The organism is Thioalkalivibrio sp. ALE30 (genome assembly GCF_000377465.1).
Classification (GTDB): Bacteria; Pseudomonadota; Gammaproteobacteria; order Ectothiorhodospirales; family Ectothiorhodospiraceae; genus Thioalkalivibrio.
Genome location: NZ_KB898168.1, coordinates 372765 through 390342 on the forward strand (window position 1 = coordinate 372765; position 17578 = coordinate 390342).

Here is a 17578-nt window from a genome sequence, read left to right on the forward strand (position 1 = left end):
GCAGGGGAGACAAGGGAGAGGAGGCCACCACGCAATCAGGACCCCGGCGATGAACGCGAGGCGCGCACCGCCGGGACCCTCGGATCAATCCCTCAACGGGTCAGCTCTTCGAACGAGGTGAAGGCGACCTGCTGGTTGCGCACCCCGTTGTCCAGCTGGGCCAGCAGTGTCTGGCTGATGGACTTGAAGCGGTCGAGTTCGTCGCCTTCCAGGGCATCGCTCTCCGGGAGCTCCACGCGCATCGGGTTCTGCGGCCGGTTGTTCACGTGGATCTCGTAATGCAGGTGGGGCCCGGTGCTGCGGCCGGTGTTGCCGGACAGGGCGATACGGTCACCGCGCTCCACGGTCTGCCCGGGGCGTACCAGCTGTCGCTGCAGATGGAGGTAGCGCGTGGAGTATCCCTGGCCGTGCTCGATGACGATGAAGCGCCCGGCGTAGGGGTGATTCTCCACGCGGGTCACGCGGCCGTCGGCCGGCGCGAGGATGGGCGTGCCCACCGGCATGGCGAAGTCCGTACCGTGGTGGGGGGCCACACGGCCGGTGACCGGATGGCGGCGGCGGGGATTGAAACTGGAACTGATGCGGTAATTGCCCGCAAACGGGCGACGATCGAATGGCGGCAGCAGGCTCTCGCCCTCGGGCGTGTAGAACCGGCCGTTGACGTTGCGGGCGGCGCGGATCTCGATGCGTTCGCCTTCGTAGTCGAAGGCGAGCAGGCGGAGGTTGTGCGGGGTGTCGTCGCCGACCAGCGTCTCCTGTTCCACCAGCAGGGTGAACTGGTCACCGGTACGGGCATGGGTACGCACGGGCAGGTAGCGGTCGAGCAGTACGGCCAGGGCGTTGGCCGCCCCCGGGGAGATATCCGCGCGTTCGCTCAGCGCGGACGCGATGTTCCCGTCGATCTCGGCGCTGATGATCAGGTGGCTGACCTCGCGGCCATTCTCGACCTCGCCGCGTTCGAAGTCCCAGCCCTCGGACTCGCGGATCCACTCGTGCCCGCTGGCGCGGGAGGTCCAAAGGCGCATGCGGGTCAGATAGCCCTCGTCGTCCACCTGCCACTCGATCTCCTGGCCGGGACGCACACGGTTCAGGATGGAGGCGTTCTCGTCATCATCCAGCAGCCGATAGAGCGTCGCGAGGGGAAGCTCCCATTCGCGTTCCCAGAGCCCGGTCAGGCGCTCGCCATCCTTCAGCGTATGGCTGTGCCATTCGTCCTCGGTCGCGTCCGCCTCGACGGCGCTATCGCCCTCACCGTCGAGGTCGAAGGTTTCGTATGAGGTGGGCGCCTCCGCGTCCGGGTCGATGGGGTCGTCGTGGTAGCCGGTGCTCGGGTCGTCCAGCATGTCGGTGGCAAAGGCGACGGTCTGCGCGCCCGTATCGAACGACGCCGACGGTGCCGGGCTGATCGACGCGCCTCCGGCCGGGTGGTCCGGGCGTGCGAGGGACAGCTTGGCGACGGGGAGCGGGTTGCCGGCACCGATCTGGAGCGGCTGGGAGGTCTCGGCGGGCTGGGAGGCGAGCAGGAGGCTGGTACCCACCAGGATGGCGAGTCCGGCGGTGCCCGCCAGAAAGAAATGCGATGTCTTTCTGTTGTAACCCATATGGCCCTTGCCCCGGAGAGTTTCCGCTTTATACCACGTTTTTTCGGGCAATAAACACCGTCGGAAGCCGCTTTCCGGCGGTTTCGCCGGGGCTGGGCGTCAGGATCGGATTCCGACGCCGCGATTGAGCAGGATCAGTGCCACGGAGTAAAGGACGGCGATGAAGCCCGCGATGATGGCGAAGGACATGGCTACGGGAAAGTCGCTGTGGCCGAGACTGCCGTAGCGGAAGGCGTCCACCATGTACAGGATGGGGTTGAGCATCGACACGCCCTGCCAGAACTCCGGCAGCAGGCTGATCGAGTAGAACACCCCGCCCAGGTACGTCAGCGGCGTGAGCACGAAGGTCGGGACGATCGCGATATCGTCGAAGGTGCGGGCGAAGACACCATTGATCAGCCCGGCAAGGGCGAACAGGATCGACGTCATCAGCACGATAACCAGCATGACCGGGGCGTTGTGCACGCTGAGCGGACTGAAGAACAGCGACACCAGCAGGACGGCCACACCCACCGCCAGGCCGCGGGCCACGCCGCCGAAGACGAAGCCGAGGATGATCACGCTGTTGGGGATCGGCGAGACCAGCAACTCCTCGATATGGCGCTGGAACTTGGAACCGAAGAAGGACGAAACCACATTGGAATAGCTGTTGGTGATCACCGCCAGCATGATCAGGCCGGGCACGATGAAGTCCATGTAGCGATAGCCTTCCATCTCGCCGATGCGCTCGCCGATCAGGCCACCGAAGATGATGAAGTACAGAGCCGTAGTGATCACCGGTGGCAGGACGGTCTGCACCCAGATGCGGGCGAAGCGCAGCACCTCCTTGGTGACGATGGTGCGGAAGGCGGTCCAGTAGTGACGCAGGTGGGTGCTGCTCATGCCTGGTTCTCCGGCTGCTCGCTGGCGCCACTGGCACCCGGCGTGAGGTGACTGGGGCTCTGGCCGTTGCGGGTCATGCGGATGAACAGTTCCTCCAGGCGGTTGGCCTTGTTGCGCATGCTCTGAACGCGGATCCCGGCCCGGTCCAGGACCCGGAACAGGTCATTCAGGTGCTGGCCGCGGCGGATGTCGGCCTCCAGCGTGAGCTCGTCGACCTGGCGCAGGGCCACCGGCGCATCCTCGGGGAGGCCCGGGGGCGGTTCGCTGAGATCCAGGACCATGGTCTCCGTCTCGAGCTTGGCGAGGAGCTGCTTCATCGTGGTGTTCTCGATGATGCCGCCGTCATCGATGATCGCGATGTTGCGGCAGAGCGTCTCCGCCTCCTCGAGATAGTGCGTGGTCAGGATGATGCTGCGTCCGTCGGTGTTGATGCGGGTCAGGAAGTCCCACATGGAGCGGCGCAGTTCGATATCGACGCCGGCGGTGGGTTCGTCCAGGATCAGCAGCCGCGGTTCGTGCACGAGGGCGCGCGCAATCATCAGCCGGCGCTTCATGCCCCCGGACAGCGTACGCGCCATGTCCTTGCGCTTTTCCCACAGGCCCAGCTCGTTCAGGTAGTGCTCGCAGCGCTCCCAGGCCTCGCGCCGGGGGATGCCGTAGTAGCCCGCCTGGTTGACGACGATCTCGCCGATCGGCTCGAAGTTGTTGAAGTTGAACTCCTGCGGGACCAGCCCGATGGAGCGCTTGACCGCCTGCAGGTCGGTGTCCAGGTCGTGGCCGAAGACCTTGACCGTGCCCGCGGTCTTGTTGATTAGCGAGGTGATGATCCCGATGGTGGTGGACTTGCCGGCCCCGTTGGGGCCCAGCAGGGCAAAGAAGCTGCCGGGCGCCACCTCGAGGTCGATCCCCTTGAGGGCCTCGAATCCGTTCTTGTAGGTCTTCTTGAGCCCGCGAATCTCCAGCGCTGGCGTCATCGTCACATCCTGTAGGGCCCCGGCACACGGAACCGCGCACCGGCTGAGTGGGTACGATCCCGGGGGATCGACAAGATGCGTATTATGGCCGTTTTGGATCGATTTCGAGGAAAGCCGCGTGGATTCTGTCTTTGTTGCGTCGTCCGAAACCGCTGTCCCGCTGATCCCGGTCAGCCGCGAGTCACTCCCGGTCCGCTTGGAGGCCGCGCCGGAGAGCTGGCGCAAGTGGGTCGAGGCCTCCGGCTTCGAGGCGGAGCCGGGCGCGATCCTGCGTATTCCCGACGCGGACGGCGGGCTGGCGGCAGTTCTGGCCGGGTTCGACGCCGAGACGCCGATCTGGATGCTGGCCGCGGCGGCGGAGACACTGGGCAGCGGCGACTATCGTCTGGAGACGGACTTTCTCAACGCCGACGTCCAGAACCTCGCCGCCATCGGCTGGGGCCTGGGGCGCTACCGCTTTGACCGCTACCGCGAACCGCAGGAACGCACGCCACGGCTGGTCTGGCCGGAAGACGCCGACCCGGCCCGGGTTCAGGCCTTTGTCGAATCGATCGGCCTGACCCGCGACCTGATCAACACCCCCGCCGCCGACATGATGCCGGCCAACCTGGCCCTGCAGGCCCGGGATCTGGCTGAGGCCTTCGGTTGCAGCCTGCATGTCGTGAGTGACAGCGACAAGCTGGAACAGGACTTCCCCTGCATCCACGCGGTGGGTGCGGCCAGTGACCACGGCGCGCGGGTGATCGAGCTGACCTGGGGGCCGCCGGACGCCCCGTCGCTGGTGCTGGTGGGCAAGGGCGTGTGCTTCGATTCGGGCGGGCTGAACCTGAAGCCCGGGAATTCCATGCGTCAGATGAAAAAGGACATGGGCGGGGCGGCCATCGCGCTGGGTCTGGCCCGCCTGATCATGGCGCAGGCGTTGCCTGTGCGCCTGACCGTGCTGATCGGCGCGGTCGAGAATGCCATTGGTGCCGGGGCGTTCCGCCCGGGCGATGTCCTGACCGCGCGCAACGGCAAGCGCATCGAGATCGACAACACCGATGCCGAGGGGCGGCTGGTGCTGGCCGACCTGCTGGATCGGGCGGGATCGTTCCACCCCGACCTGCTGGTGGATTTCGCCACGCTGACCGGTGCCGCGCGCGTGGCCGTGGGGACCGAGATCAGCGCCTGTTTCACCGAGGACGAAGGCTGGGCCCGGGCGCTGGTCGAGCCGGCTCGGGAATGGGACGATCCGGTGTGCCAGTTGCCCCTGCATACCCCGTATCGCTACATGCTGGACAGCGACGTGGCCGACATCGTGAACAGTTCCAGCAGCGGTTACGCCGGTGCGATCACTGCGGGGCTCTTCCTGAAGGAATTCGTCCCCGAGGACACGACCTGGCTGCACTTCGACATCATGGCCTTCAACGATCGGGCTCGGCCGGGCCGGCCCAAGGGCGGCGAGGCGATGGGCCTGCGTGCCCTGTTCGCGGCGCTGGAGTCGCGGTACGGGCCGGCGGGTTAGGGGCATGGGCAGGGGAGGGAATTCCCCGGATCCCCTGCGTTCGCGGAGCGTGTGGGTCAGATGAGCTTGAGGTCGCTGCGGGCGCGGATGATCTTGCGCAGGGCGATCAGATAGGCGGCGGTGCGGTAGTCGAGTACCTCGCCGTTGCTTTCCACCTCGCGGACCTCGTGCATCTCGCGGAACGCCTCGCGCATGGTGTCCTCGAGGCCGGAACGAACCAGATCGATCTCCTCGGCACCGCGAACCACCGCGTCGCGAATCCATTCCGGGATGCTCTCGTTGGTCATCATCTCGATGGCCGTCACGATGTGCTGGCCTTGGGACTGGTCGTAGCGCCGCTCCAGGCGCCCGAAGCGCATGTGCGACAGGTTGCGCACCCATTCGAAGTAGGACACGACGACACCACCGGCATTGACGTAGACGTCCGGCAGGATCGTGATCCCGCGGGCCCGCAGTGCCTGGTCGGCCTCCCAGGTGCAGGGCCCGTTGGCGGCCTCGGCGATCAGCCGGGCCTGGATGCGGTCGGCGTTGCCGCGATGGATCGCGCCTTCCAGCGCCGCCGGGATCAGGATGTCGCATTCGCGTTCCAGGATGCGGTTGCCGTCGCGCTCGAACTCGACGCCGGCAAAGCCCTCCATGGTGCCGCTGCGGCGGACGTAGTCGTGCAGCGCCTCGACGTCGATACCGTCTTCGGAGTACACGCCGCCATCGCTCTTGATGACGCCGACGATCTTCGCGTGATCGTCCTGCTGCAGGAAGCGCGCGGCATAGTAGCCGACGTTGCCGAAGCCCTGAATGATGATTCGCTGTTCGCCCAGGCCACCTTCGAACCCGGCCTCGCGGGCGGCCGAGCCCTCGCGAAAGAACGCCTGTAGCGCGTACTGCACACCGCGTCCGGTGGCCTCGAGACGCCCGACGATGCCCCCCAGCTCCACGGGCTTTCCGGTCACCGAGGCGGCGTGATCGAGATCTTCCGGATGCCGTTCGCGGTAGGTCTCCATGATCCAGGCCATCTCGCGCTGGGAGGTCCCCACATCGGGGGCCGGCACGTTTTGCGCGGGGCTGATGTAGTCACGCTGGATCAGTTCGTGGGCGAAGCGTCGGGTGATGCGCTCCATCTCCCACTCGTCGTATTTCTGCGGATCGATCCGAAGCCCGCCCTTGGAGCCCCCGAAGGGGATGTCCACGATGGCGCATTTGTAGGTCATCAGGGCCGCCAGGGCCTCGGCGTGCTGCTGATCCATGGTCGGGGAGAAGCGCAGACCGCCCTTGGATGGCAGGCGATGCGCGGAGTGCACCGCGCGCCAGCCCTTGAATACTTCGATGCGGTCGCGAAAGCGGATCGGAAAGCTGACCTGAATCACCGAGTCGCAGGACTTCAGGGCCTCGCGCGCCCCCTCGGGGAGTTCGAGGTAGGCCATGGCCCGGTCGACCATGTGTGAGACACTATCAAGAAAGGTTTCAGGGACTTCGCTTTCCGACATGACGGCAATCCTTTATGGCTTTGCGAGGCGGCCTGCGCGGCACGGGGGCTTCGCGTATGGGTGACGCGGGCCACTTTCCCGACCCGCGGTTCTCGGTTGCACCGATGATGGACTGGACGGACACCTGGTGTCGCCGGTTCCATCGGCTGCTGACCCGGCGGGCATTGTTGTATACCGAGATGGTGCATGCCAACGCGGTGATCCATGGCGATCGCGACCGCCTGCTCGGCTTTGCCGCGGAGGAACACCCGATCGCGTTGCAGCTGGGCGGGTCGGACCCGGCCACGCTGGCGCAGGCGGCACGCATCGCGGCCGATCGCGGCTTCGACGAGATTAACCTGAATGTGGGTTGTCCCTCCGACCGCGTCCAGTCCGGCGCGTTCGGCGCCTGCCTGATGGCGGATCCGGGGCTGGTGGCCGACTGTGTGGCGGCGATGCGCGACGCGGTGGAGGTCCCGGTAACCGTCAAGCACCGCATCGGCATCGACGACCAGGACTCCGAGGCCGACCTGCATGCCTTCGTGGAACAGGTCGCCGCGGCCGGCTGCCGGGTGTTCGTGGTGCACGCGCGCAAGGCCTGGCTGCAGGGGTTGAGCCCCAAGGACAACCGCGATGTCCCGCCGCTGGACTACGCCCGCGTGTACCGCCTGAAGGCGGAGTTTCCCCAGCTGACCATCGTGCTGAACGGCGGGCTCGACGATGTACCGGGTGCCCGGGCCCATCTGCAGCAGGTGGATGGCGTGATGTTCGGACGCAAGGCCTACCACGAGCCCTGGAGCCTGTCCGTGGTGGACCGGCTGTATTTCGGTGCGGACCAGGATCCGACACGCGAGGGGGTGCTGGAGGGGCTCCTGGAGCTGGCCGAGGGGATGCGGCGAGACGGCGTGCCGCTGGCACGCCTGACCCGGCACATTCTGGGGCTGTTCCACGGGGAGCCCGGGGCCCGGCAGTGGCGGCGTGTCCTGACCGAGGGGGCCCATCAACCCGGCGCCGGCCCGGAGCTGATCGAGCGCGCCGCCCGGGCTTGTCTGCCCCGGGCGGCCTGACGCCTCACACCGTACAGGCGGCTACTCGGCGGGCGTCTCCGGGGCGATCCAGCCCGCCTCGAGCCCGTCCGCCAGGATCTGGCGGATCGCGGGGATCGCCTCCTCCCATTCGGCGACGCTGAGCGTCTCCGCGCGGCAGAACGTCTCCAGGACCTCAGGCGCGACGTGCTGTGCGGGATAGTCATTGCCACCGACGCACAGGACCGGGCCGTCGGGGCCCTGGAACCACGCGCGGCGGATACCGGGGTGGAGGACAAAGCGTTCCGCAACCCCGGCACGGGCTGCGATCCCGGGGTCTTCCGGAGCGAGCTCGATGTTCCCGGCGGGGCGGGTCAGGAACCGGCCGAGATAGGCGTCCAGGTCCTGGTCCTCCGCGGCGAGCAGCGCGCGCAGGGCCTCGCGCAGTTCCCTGCGATCCGCGGCGGGGAGTTCGGCGGGGCAGGCAGCCGGGTGACGCCCCGGATCCTCGAAACGCGCCTGGTCGCCGATCACGTTGGCGCGCTCCTCGAGAAAGCCGGTCAGGACGTCGAGGATGGTCGGGGCGCGAAAACCGACCGACCAAGTCATGCACTGCGCTTCCAGCGACAGGCCGTAATGCGGCAGACCGGGCGGCAGATAGAGCAGGTCGCCGGGGCCCAGCTCCCAGGTCTCGCTCGGGTGGAACTCGCGCAGGATGGCGAGCGGTAGGTCGTCGTGGCAATCCAGTGATCCCGGTGGGTCCTGGATCTGCCAGCGGCGGCGTCCTGCCGCCTGGAACAGGAACACGTCGTATTGATCCACATGCGGCCCGACGGAGCCCCCGGGCGGGGCATAGGAGATCATCAGGTCGTCCCGGCGCCAGCGCGGGATAAAGTCGAAACGGGCGAGGAAGTCCGACCCGCCGGGCCAGAAGCGTTCCACGTCGGTGACCAGCAGGGTCCAGTCTTGCGCGGGCAGCTGCCCCAGGTGCTCGGCGTCGAAGGGGCCGTACTCCACGTCCCAGTCCTGGCGGTCGACATGCCCGCGGACGATGCGGCTGGCGGCATCCGGATCGGTCGCCAGGCCGGCCAGATCGTCGGGGTCGATGGGGTTCTCGAAGCCCGGGACCGCATTGCGCACGAGCAGCGGGCGTTGCTGCCAGTAGTCGCGCAGGAACTCGGCGGGCGTGAGCCCGCCGAGCAGGACCAGCGGTTGGTTCGGATCCGGGGCCGCCATGCCGCGCGGGATCTCAGAGGTCGCGCGCGAGCTTCTCGGCGATGCCGGTGTAGGTCCCCGGCGTCAGCTCGCGCAGGCGCGCGCGGGCCTCTTCCGGGATCTCGAGGCCGTCGATGAAGGCCGCCAGGGCCTCGGGCGTAATGCGCTGCCCGCGGGTCAGTTCCTTGAGCTTCTCGTAGGGCGACTCGATGCCGTAGCGGCGCATCACCGTCTGGACCGCCTCGCCCAGGACCTCCCAGTTCTGGTCCAGGTCTTCCGCCAGGCGGCCGGGCTCGATCTCCAGCTTCCCGAGGCCGCGATCGAAGGCCTTGTAGGCGATCAGCGACCAGGCGAACGCCAGGCCGATATTGCGCAGCACGGTGGAGTCGGTCAGATCGCGCTGGAAGCGCGACACCGGCAGCTTGCCCGCGAGGTGATCGAACAGGGCATTGGCCAGGCCGAGGTTACCCTCGGCGTTCTCGAAGTCGATCGGGTTGACCTTGTGCGGCATGGTCGAGGAGCCGACTTCGCCGGCCACGACCTTCTGCTTGAAGTAGCCCAGCGAGATATAGCCCCAGATGTCACGCGACGCATCCAGCAGGATGGTGTTCGCGCGCATGAAGCCGTGGAACAGCTCGGCGAGGAAGTCATGCGGCTCGATCTGGGTGGTGTGGGTATTCGGTTCCAGCCCCAGGCCCTCGATCATTCGCCGCGACAGGGCCGGCCAGTCGACCTCCGGGTAGGCCACGCTGTGGGCATTGAAGTTGCCGACCGCGCCGTTGATCTTGCCGCGGCAGGCGACGGCGGCGATCTCGTCGCGCTGGCGCTCCAGACGCGCGACCACGTTGGCCAGTTCCTTGCCCATGGTGGTGGGGGAGGCCGGCTGGCCGTGGGTGCGCGCGAGCATCGGTTGTTCGGCGAAGCGTTCGGCAAGCGTGCGCAGGGGGGCGAGCACGCTGTCCAGGGCCGGCAGCATCACCTGGTCGCGGGCCTCGCGGACCATCACGCCGTAGGCGAGGTTGTTGATGTCCTCGGAGGTGCAGGCGAAGTGCACGAACTCGATCTGGCTCTGCAGGTCGGCGCGGTCCGCCATCTGTTCCTTGATGTAGTACTCGATCGCCTTCACGTCGTGGTTGGTGGTCGCCTCGATCTCCTTCACCCGGGCGCCCGCGACCTCGTCGAAGCCGAAGGCGATCTCATCGAGGAAGGCACCCGCCGCGTCGGTCAAGGCCGGCACCTCGGGGATAGCCGGCTCGGCGGCCAGGGCCTTGAGCCAGGCGATCTCCACGCGCACGCGGGCCTGCATCAGGCCCTGTTCGGAGAAGTAGGGCGCCAGGTCGCGGGTATGGCGCGCGTAGCGGCCGTCGACAGGGCTGATCGCAGTCAGGGGGCTCGGGGACATGGGCATTCCGGGGTCGGGTTCGAGTCAGGCGGCGCAGTATACTAAGGCGTTCAGTTGCAATACAGCATCGCGCCGGGGAGACCCCGGTTACCGGCGCGGACCCAACCAGGAGAACGGCATGTCGAAGCCCGCAATGCGTCAGGAACAGGACAGTCTCGGACCGGTGGCGGTCCCGGAGCAGGCCCTGTGGGGCGCCCAGACCCAGCGTGCGGTGGACAACTTCCAGATCGCCGGACGCCCCCTCCCGGCGGCCTTCATTCGTGCCCTGGCGCAAACCAAGGCGGCCTGTGCCGAAGCCAATCAGGCCCTGGAGCAGCTGCCGGCGGAGGTGGCCGGGGTCATTGTCGCGGCCGCCGAGACCATCGCCAGTGGCGAACATGCGGATGCCTTCCCGGTGGATGTCTACCAGACCGGATCGGGCACCAGTACCAACATGAACATGAACGAGGTGATCGCGCGCCTGGCCTCCAGCGAGGCCCTGCCGATCCACCCCAATGACCACGTGAACCGTTCCCAGAGCTCGAACGACGTGATCCCGACCGCGTTGCACGTGGCGGCATCGACCCAGCTGGAACAGGAACTGATCCCGGCGCTGCGTCACCTGATCGCCACCATCGCGCGGCGCGAGGGCGAACTGACCGCGATCGTGAAGACCGGGCGCACCCACCTGATGGACGCGATGCCGGTGCGCATGAGCCAGGAGCTGTCCGGCTGGCGCACGCAGCTGGAGCTGGACGTCGAACGCCTGCGCGCGACCCGCGACCGGGTAAACCGGCTGGCGATCGGTGGCACCGCGGTGGGTACGGGGATCAATGCCCCGGCTGCGTTCGGCGAGCGTGTGGCACAGCGCCTGGCGGAACGCACCGGCATTGCCTTCGAGCGCGAATCCAACGGGTTCGCGGGGCTCGCCAGCCAGGACACGGCGGTGGAACTGTCGGGGCAGCTGCGCACCACGGCCACCAGCCTGATCAAGATTGCCAACGACCTGCGCTGGATGAACTCCGGTCCGCTGGCGGGGCTGGGCGAGATCGCGCTGCCGGCCCTGCAACCGGGGAGCTCGATCATGCCGGGCAAGGTGAATCCGGTGATCCCGGAGGCCGTCATCATGGCCGCGCAGCAGGTGATCGGTCTGGATGCGGCGATCGCGGCCGCCGGGCAGGGCGGCAATTTCCAGTTGAACGTGGGATTGCCGCTGATCGCCGACAATCTGCTGAATCAGACGGGCCTGCTGGCGCGTGCGGCGAGGCATCTGGCGGATCGCGCCATCGCGGGGTTCACCGTGAACGAGGCGGTCGTGCGCGCCGCCCTGGACCGCAACCCCATCCTGGTGACGGCGCTGAACGCGGAGATTGGCTACGAGGCCGGTGCGCGTATCGCCAAGGAGGCCTATGCGACCGGGCGACCCATCGTCGAGGTGGCGGCGGAACAGACCGACATCCCGCGCGAGCGCCTGCAGGCCCTGCTGGACCCCGCGAACCTGACCGGCCCGTCAGAATAGAAGCGTCGCGGGGCGCAGGAGGACGAGGCGTCAGGCGGTCGCGAGCGGGAGCGCCACGCCTGGCTGGAGCAGCCCGCGGAAGTCGGCAAACGGGACGGGGTGCGAGTAGAAGTAGCCCTGGGCCGTATGGCAGTCGAGGTCCTGCAGGATCTGCGCCTGGCGCTCGGTCTCCACGCCTTCGGCGATCACGTCGAGCCCCAGGGTGCGGGCCATCAACACGATCGCGCGCACGATCTGTGCATGCTCCTCGCCGTGGTCGAGATCCTTCACGAAGGAACGGTCGATCTTCAGGGTGTCGGCCGGCAACTGCTTGAGCTGCATCAGAGAGGCGTGGCCGGTGCCAAAGTCGTCGACGGCCAGGGACATGCCGACCTGGCGCAGGCGCTGGAAGACGCGCGCGGCACCCTTGGGGTCATCCATGATGCTGGTCTCGGTGAGCTCCAGCTCGATGCAGCGGGTGGGGATGCCGGCCTCGCGGATGATGCGATGGAAGCCGCCGGCCAGATCCGGCTGGCGCAGCTGGCGGGCGGAGACATTGATCGCGACCCGCGGGAGCTCGTCCTCCCCCATGCGCAGGGATTGCAGGTCGCGGCAGACCTGACGCAGCACCCATTCCCCGATCTCCTCGATCAGGGTCATGTCCTCGGCCAGTTCGATGAAGTGGCCGGGCGGCAGCAGGCCCAACTTCGGGTGCTGCCAGCGGATCAGGGCCTCGGCGCCGATGACGCGGCCGGTCGCGAGCTCCACCTTGGGCTGGTAGTGCAGCACCAGTTGCTCGTTGGCAATGGCCTGGCCCAGCTCGTTCTCCAGCTCGAAGTGACGGAAGGTGCGGGCGTTGAGGTCCTGGGTATAGAACCGGAACCCGTTGCGCCCGCGCTGCTTGGCCTCGTACATCGCGGCATCCGCGTTGCCCAGAAGGGTGTCCGCGTCCTCGCCGTCGTAGGGGTACACCGCGATACCGCAGGACACGCTGCTGACCACCGGCTGATCGAAGATCTGGCGCTCGGTTGCCGTCTTGCGGACGACGTCGGTGACCAGGCGGACGATACCCTCCAGCCCCTGGCTGTCCTCCACGAGGATGCCGAACTCGTCGCCGCCCAGGCGCGACAGGGTGGTGCGCAGGTGGCGGCCGGAACGCTCGCGCGCATGGTCCAGCAGTTCGGAGAGGTCCTGCGCGACCTTGCGGATCAGTTCGTCGCCGGCGCGATGGCCGAGGGAGTCATTGGTGCGCTTGAAATTGTCGAGGTCCAGCAGGATCAGGGCCACGTGACCGGCGGCGCCGGCATGGCGCTCCATGGCCTGTGACAGGCGGTCGCTGAACAGCATGCGATTGGGCAGGTTGGTCAGCGAGTCGTGCGACATGTGGTGCAGCAGTTCGCGCGACTGGCGTTCGGTGATCCGCTGCAGGGCCTTCTGGCGCCGATCCATCATCTGGAACAGGTCGGCGCTCTCGAGGGCATAGGCGGTATTGAAGAGCACCATGGTCAGGGTCGACAGGATCATCTCGTACCGCTGCAGCTCCGACTGGCGGAAGCGGGCGACGAACATCCCCCGAATCCGGGTGCGCGTGGAGATCACGTGGAGCATGACGCTCTCGCCGTCGACCGGCGAGGGGAGGCAGACCGGGTGATTCTGATGCAGCGCCCAGGAGAACTGCCCGTCGCGGATCAGCTGTTCCACGGTGTCCGCGAGGTCCGGCTCCAGCTCCTCCGGGCGCTCCTGGTAGGCGAGATTGAAGGAGCAGTCGTTGTCCAGCACGTAGACCGCCATGTCCTGTGCCGGGAGGAGCCGGCGGATGGACTCGATGCTGTTCTGGATGATCAGCTCGGGGCTGCGGTTGCGGTCGGTGTCGCCAAAGATCGCCGTGGTCGAGGCGAGCACGTCCATCGCGTAGGCGTTGGCCTCCAGGGCCTCCTCGAGGAAACGGATGCGCTCATGGAGGGCATTGACCTCCTCGGGCGTGCGATACGATGGGCTCATGCAACAGCGTCCTTTGCCTGCATACGGGCTCAGTCGAGGAGGATCGCCTGCATCTGGTCCAGATGCTTGCGGGCGTGGCCGATGATGTCTTCGTAGACCGGCATCTCCAGGCCGATCCGGTCGAAGGTCTCGGGGCTTACCGGGGGCACGAAGCGCTCGCCGGACGATCCCAGGCGCAGCGAATTCGCGATGCTGTCGGCGACGTGCACGATCGCGGTTTCCACCGGGAAGGCGCGTGCCTCCTCCGGGGCATGGTGGTAGCGCGTGGCCTCCACCTGGGCCGGGGCCATGCCCCATTCCTCCAGCAGGGCGGAGCCGATGGCGGCATGATCGAAGCCGAGCAGCTCGCGTTCGGCCTCGAACAGCAGGCACTGCTCGCGTTCGCGGATATTGATCAGTTCCTCGGTGCGGCTGCCCAGGCGCAGGAACAGCAGCAGCCGCCCCAGGTCGTGCATGATGCCGTAGAGGTACAGCCGTTCGATGTTGGCCTCGCGGCGGAACCGTGCGATGGAGCGGCTGAGCACGCCGACCGCAATGCTGTGTCGCCAGAACGACTCCATGTCGACACCGATGACCGGCAATCCACGGAAATGCTCGATGACGATTGTCGACAGCACGATCTGGCGCATCTGCTGCAGGCCGATGATGGAGACCGCGCGGTGCAGGGTGTCGATGGGCTCGGGAAAGCCGTACAGCGAGGAGTTCGCCATGCGCAGCGTCTTCGCGGCAATGGTGGGGTCCAGCTCCACTGCCTCGGTGATCCCGGCGACGTTGGCCGTGGGATCGCTAAGGCGGGTGAAGATCGTGTTGTAACTGCCGGAAAAGCTGCACAGCGAGTCGTCCTGCTCGAGGAACTCGGCGACGGTCATCATGCACCTCGGGACCGGTGCCCGCGGCGCATCAGCTCATCCAGCAACTGCTCGCGGGCGAGCTGGTGGAACCCGTCCATGGGGTGGGCGTTCACGTCACAGTGGCGGAAGCGCTCGGACAGGATGGTATCGGCCTGTTCCTCCATCTCCGGCGTGGGCCGGGTTTCGGGTGGGAGCTCCACAGGCTCGTCCTGACCGTCATTGGCCGCTGCCTGCTCGTCCTCGACCACCTCGACCGTGCTGATGCCCCAGGACAGCAGCACGCGGATCTGCTTGTCCTGCAGCACCATGCCGGCGGGGATCAGGAGACGGCCGGAGCGGTCATGCACGGCGGTCGCCAGTGTCTGACCGGATTGGATTGCCTCCGTGGAGATCCGCCTTCCCATGCCGAAACCTTATGCGGAACCCGCGAGCTGGCGCAACACGTAGGGCAGGATGCCGCCGTGGCGGAAGTAGTCCACCTCCTGCGGGGTATCCAGGCGTACACGCACGGTGAAGGTGGTGCGCTGACCGTCGTCGTCCACCGCGGTCACCGTCGCCTCGCGGGCCTCGCCGTTCTCCACGCCGGTGATGCTGTAGGTCTCGCGCCCCGTCAGTCCGTGGCTGGCCGCGTTCTCGCCGGGCAGGAACTGCAGCGGGAGGACACCCATGCCCACCAGGTTGGAGCGGTGGATGCGCTCGAAGCTCTCGACGATCACCGCCTTGACCCCCAGCAGCAGGGTCCCCTTGGCGGCCCAGTCGCGCGAGGAGCCGGTCCCGTATTCCTGACCGGCGATCACGATCAGCGGGGTGTCCTCTTCCTGGTAGCGCATGGCCGCGTCGTAGATGGACATCTGCTCGCCGTCCGGCAGGTGCTGTGTGACGCCGCCCTGGGTGCCCGGGGCCAGCAGGTTGCGCAAGCGCACGTTGGCGAAGGTGCCGCGCATCATCACCTCGTGGTTGCCGCGCCGCGAGCCATAGGAATTGAAGTCCGCGGGCTTTACGCCCTTGGATTCCAGGTACTTCCCGGCGGGGCTGTCCTTGGCGATCGATCCGGCCGGGGAGATGTGGTCGGTGGTGACCGAGTCGCCCAGCAGGGCCAGCACGCGCGCACCCTGGATGTCGTGCCAGGGCATCGGGGTCATGCCCATGCCTTTGAAGTAGGGCGGATTGCGGACGTAGGTGGAGTCCTCCTGCCACTCGAAACGCTCGCCCTTGGGGGCCTCCAGGTTGCGCCAGCGCTCCTCGCCGGAGTAGAGATCCCCGTAGGCACTGGTAAAGCTGCCGGCGCCGACGTGGCTGGCGACGGCCTCGCGCACCTCGTCGGTGGTCGGCCAGATGTCCTTCAGGTAGACCGGCGCGCCCTCGGCGTTCTCGCCGATGGGATCGTTGTACAGGTCGATATTGCTGCGCCCGGCCAGGGCGTAGGCGACCACCAGGGGCGGCGAGGCGAGGAAGTTCATCTGCACCTCGGAATGGATGCGCCCCTCGAAGTTGCGGTTGCCGGAGAGCACCGAGCTGACGATCAGGTCGTCCTTGATGATGGCCTCGGAGATCGGCTCCGGCAGCGGGCCCGAGTTGCCGATGCAGGTGGTGCAGCCATAGCCGACCACGTGAAAGCCAAGGGCCTCCAGATCGGTCAGCAGGCCGGACTTCTCCAGGTAGTCGGTGACCACGCGCGAGCCGGGGGCCAGCGAGGTCTTCACCCAGGGCTTGACCTGCAGCCCCGCCTCGCGCGCCTTGCGCGCGACCAGGCCGGCACCCAGCATCACCGACGGGTTGGAGGTGTTGGTGCAGGAGGTGATCGCCGCGATCACGATGTCGCCGTGATCCAGCGTGAAGGTCTCCCCGTCCATCTCGATGGCGGTGTGATGGGGTTCCTCCGCCTGGTGTTCCACGCCCACGGCGGTATGCCCGCCCTCGGCCGCGAAGCGCTCGGCCTCGGCCGGTTCGTCGGCGCCGCTCTCGCGCTCCTTCAGCATGGTGTCCAGATGGCGGCTGATGGTGGCGCCGGCCTGGCTCAGCGGGATGCGGTCCTGCGGGCGCTTGGGCCCGGCGAGGCTGGGTTCGACCGTGGACAGGTCCAGCTCCAGCATGTCGCTGTAGCGGGCGATCGGGGCGCTGTCGTCACGCCACAGCCCCTGGGCCTTGGCATAGGCCTCGATGAATTCGATATGGCCGGCGTCACGCCCGGTCAGGCGCAGGTAGTTCAGGGTCTCGTCGTCGATCGGGAAGATGCCGCAGGTGGCGCCGTATTCCGGTGCCATGTTGGCAATGGTCGCGCGGTCGGCGAGGGGCAGATCGGCGAGGCCGTCGCCAAAGAACTCGACGAACTTCCCGACCACGCCCTTCTTGCGCAGCATCTCGACGATCACCAGCACCAGGTCGGTTGCGGTGGCGCCCTCGGCCAGCTTGCCGGTCAGGCGGAAGCCCACCACCTGCGGGATCAGCATGGAGATCGGCTGGCCGAGCATCGCGGCCTCGGCCTCGATGCCGCCCACGCCCCAGCCGAGTACGCCGAGGCCGTTGATCATGGTGGTGTGGGAGTCGGTGCCGACCAGGGTATCCGGGTAGGCCATGCAGCCCCCCTCGGCCTGGTCGTCCACGAACACCGTACGGGCCAGATATTCGAGGTTCACCTGGTGGACGATGCCGGTGTCCGGCGGCACGACCTTGAAGGTATCAAAGGCCTGCTGGCCCCACTTGAGGAAGCTGTAGCGCTCGCGGTTGCGAGAGTATTCCAGCTCCGCGTTCAGGTTCATCGCGTTGGCGTTGCCGTGGGCATCCACCTGGACCGAGTGGTCGATCACCAGCTCCGCCGGCTGCAGCGGTGTGATCTTTTTCGGATCGCCGCCAAGGGCCTCCATCGCGTCGCGCATCGCGGCGAGGTCGACCACCGCCGGCACGCCGGTGAAGTCCTGCAGCAGCACGCGGGCCGGTCGGAAGGCGATCTCCTGGGCCGGCTCGGCCTTCGGGTCCCAATCCAGCAGGGCCTCGATGTCGGCACGCCGGACGGTGCGCTCGTCCTCGAAGCGCAGCAGGTTTTCCAGCAGCACCTTGAGGGCAAAGGGCAGATCCTTCGCGCGGGCGTCGTCGGTGATCGGCACGTAACGGCAGTCGAGGCCGCCAGCGGACAGGGTCTGGGTGTTCTTCGGGTCGGCGTGGCTCATGATGCGTCTTCCGCGT

Annotated in this window: 13 protein-coding genes; 3 read left to right on the forward strand and 10 right to left on the reverse strand. The window is 67.3% G+C overall.

Annotation, left to right across the window (positions count from 1 at the left end; genetic code table 11):
- Positions 1 to 92 precede the first annotated feature (92 nt).
- The 3 genes from D107_RS0101675 to D107_RS0101685 form a co-directional block, all read right to left on the reverse strand.
- Positions 93 to 1601, reverse strand: coding sequence for a peptidoglycan DD-metalloendopeptidase family protein (locus D107_RS0101675; protein WP_018880621.1), 1509 nt, complete (start codon positions 1599 to 1601; stop codon positions 93 to 95).
- 99 nt (positions 1602 to 1700) lie between these two features.
- Complete coding sequence (locus D107_RS0101680; protein ID WP_018866346.1) at positions 1701 to 2483, reverse strand: ABC transporter permease; 783 nt, start codon at positions 2481 to 2483, stop codon at positions 1701 to 1703.
- Positions 2480 to 3457, reverse strand: a complete 978-nt coding sequence (locus D107_RS0101685; protein WP_018879127.1) for an ABC transporter ATP-binding protein — start codon at positions 3455 to 3457, stop codon at positions 2480 to 2482. Before D107_RS0101685 ends, D107_RS0101680 begins: the two co-directional genes overlap by 4 nt.
- Positions 3458 to 3575: 118 nt before the next feature.
- Between D107_RS0101685 and D107_RS0101690 the strand changes: the two genes are divergently transcribed.
- Complete coding sequence (locus tag D107_RS0101690) at positions 3576 to 4961, forward strand: M17 family metallopeptidase (protein WP_018866344.1); 1386 nt, start codon at positions 3576 to 3578, stop codon at positions 4959 to 4961.
- Between the two features lie 56 nt (positions 4962 to 5017).
- Here the strand turns inward: D107_RS0101690 and D107_RS0101695 are convergent, their stop codons facing one another.
- Positions 5018 to 6445, reverse strand: a complete 1428-nt coding sequence (locus D107_RS0101695) for a Glu/Leu/Phe/Val dehydrogenase (RefSeq protein WP_026280222.1) — start codon at positions 6443 to 6445, stop codon at positions 5018 to 5020.
- Between the two features lie 56 nt (positions 6446 to 6501).
- Here D107_RS0101695 and dusA point away from each other — a divergent pair, with 56 nt between their 5' ends.
- Positions 6502 to 7491, forward strand: a complete 990-nt coding sequence (dusA, locus tag D107_RS0101700) for a tRNA dihydrouridine(20/20a) synthase DusA (protein WP_018880622.1) — start codon at positions 6502 to 6504, stop codon at positions 7489 to 7491.
- A gap of 21 nt (positions 7492 to 7512) precedes the next feature.
- Here the strand turns inward: dusA and D107_RS0101705 are convergent, their stop codons facing one another.
- Both D107_RS0101705 and purB read right to left on the reverse strand, forming a co-directional pair.
- A complete protein-coding gene (locus D107_RS0101705) occupies positions 7513 to 8685 on the reverse strand; it encodes a cupin domain-containing protein (protein WP_018880623.1) in 1173 nt (390 codons plus the stop codon).
- A gap of 13 nt (positions 8686 to 8698) precedes the next feature.
- Positions 8699 to 10066: an adenylosuccinate lyase gene (gene purB, locus D107_RS0101710; RefSeq protein WP_018880624.1), complete on the reverse strand. Its 1368-nt coding sequence runs from the start codon at positions 10064 to 10066 to the stop codon at positions 8699 to 8701.
- Between the two features lie 118 nt (positions 10067 to 10184).
- On the opposite strand from purB, the gene D107_RS0101715 reads away from it, so the two are divergent.
- On the forward strand, positions 10185 to 11564 hold the full coding sequence (locus D107_RS0101715; protein WP_026280714.1) for a lyase family protein: 1380 nt from the start codon (positions 10185 to 10187) through the stop codon (positions 11562 to 11564).
- 30 nt (positions 11565 to 11594) lie between these two features.
- Here D107_RS0101715 and D107_RS0101720 read toward each other — a convergent pair whose 3' ends face one another.
- From D107_RS0101720 to acnA, 4 genes are all read right to left on the reverse strand, one after another.
- Positions 11595 to 13544, reverse strand: a complete 1950-nt coding sequence (locus D107_RS0101720; RefSeq protein ID WP_018880626.1) for a bifunctional diguanylate cyclase/phosphodiesterase — start codon at positions 13542 to 13544, stop codon at positions 11595 to 11597.
- A gap of 29 nt (positions 13545 to 13573) precedes the next feature.
- Positions 13574 to 14413, reverse strand: coding sequence for an HDOD domain-containing protein (locus tag D107_RS0101725; RefSeq protein WP_018880627.1), 840 nt, complete (start codon positions 14411 to 14413; stop codon positions 13574 to 13576).
- Positions 14413 to 14742, reverse strand: a complete 330-nt coding sequence (locus tag D107_RS0101730; RefSeq protein ID WP_018875491.1) for a hypothetical protein — start codon at positions 14740 to 14742, stop codon at positions 14413 to 14415. Before D107_RS0101730 ends, D107_RS0101725 begins: the two co-directional genes overlap by 1 nt.
- A gap of 66 nt (positions 14743 to 14808) precedes the next feature.
- The gene (gene acnA / locus D107_RS0101735) at positions 14809 to 17562 is read right to left on the reverse strand and encodes an aconitate hydratase AcnA (protein ID WP_018880628.1); all 2754 of its coding nucleotides are present in this window, start codon (positions 17560 to 17562) and stop codon (positions 14809 to 14811) included.
- Positions 17563 to 17578 lie beyond the last annotated feature (16 nt).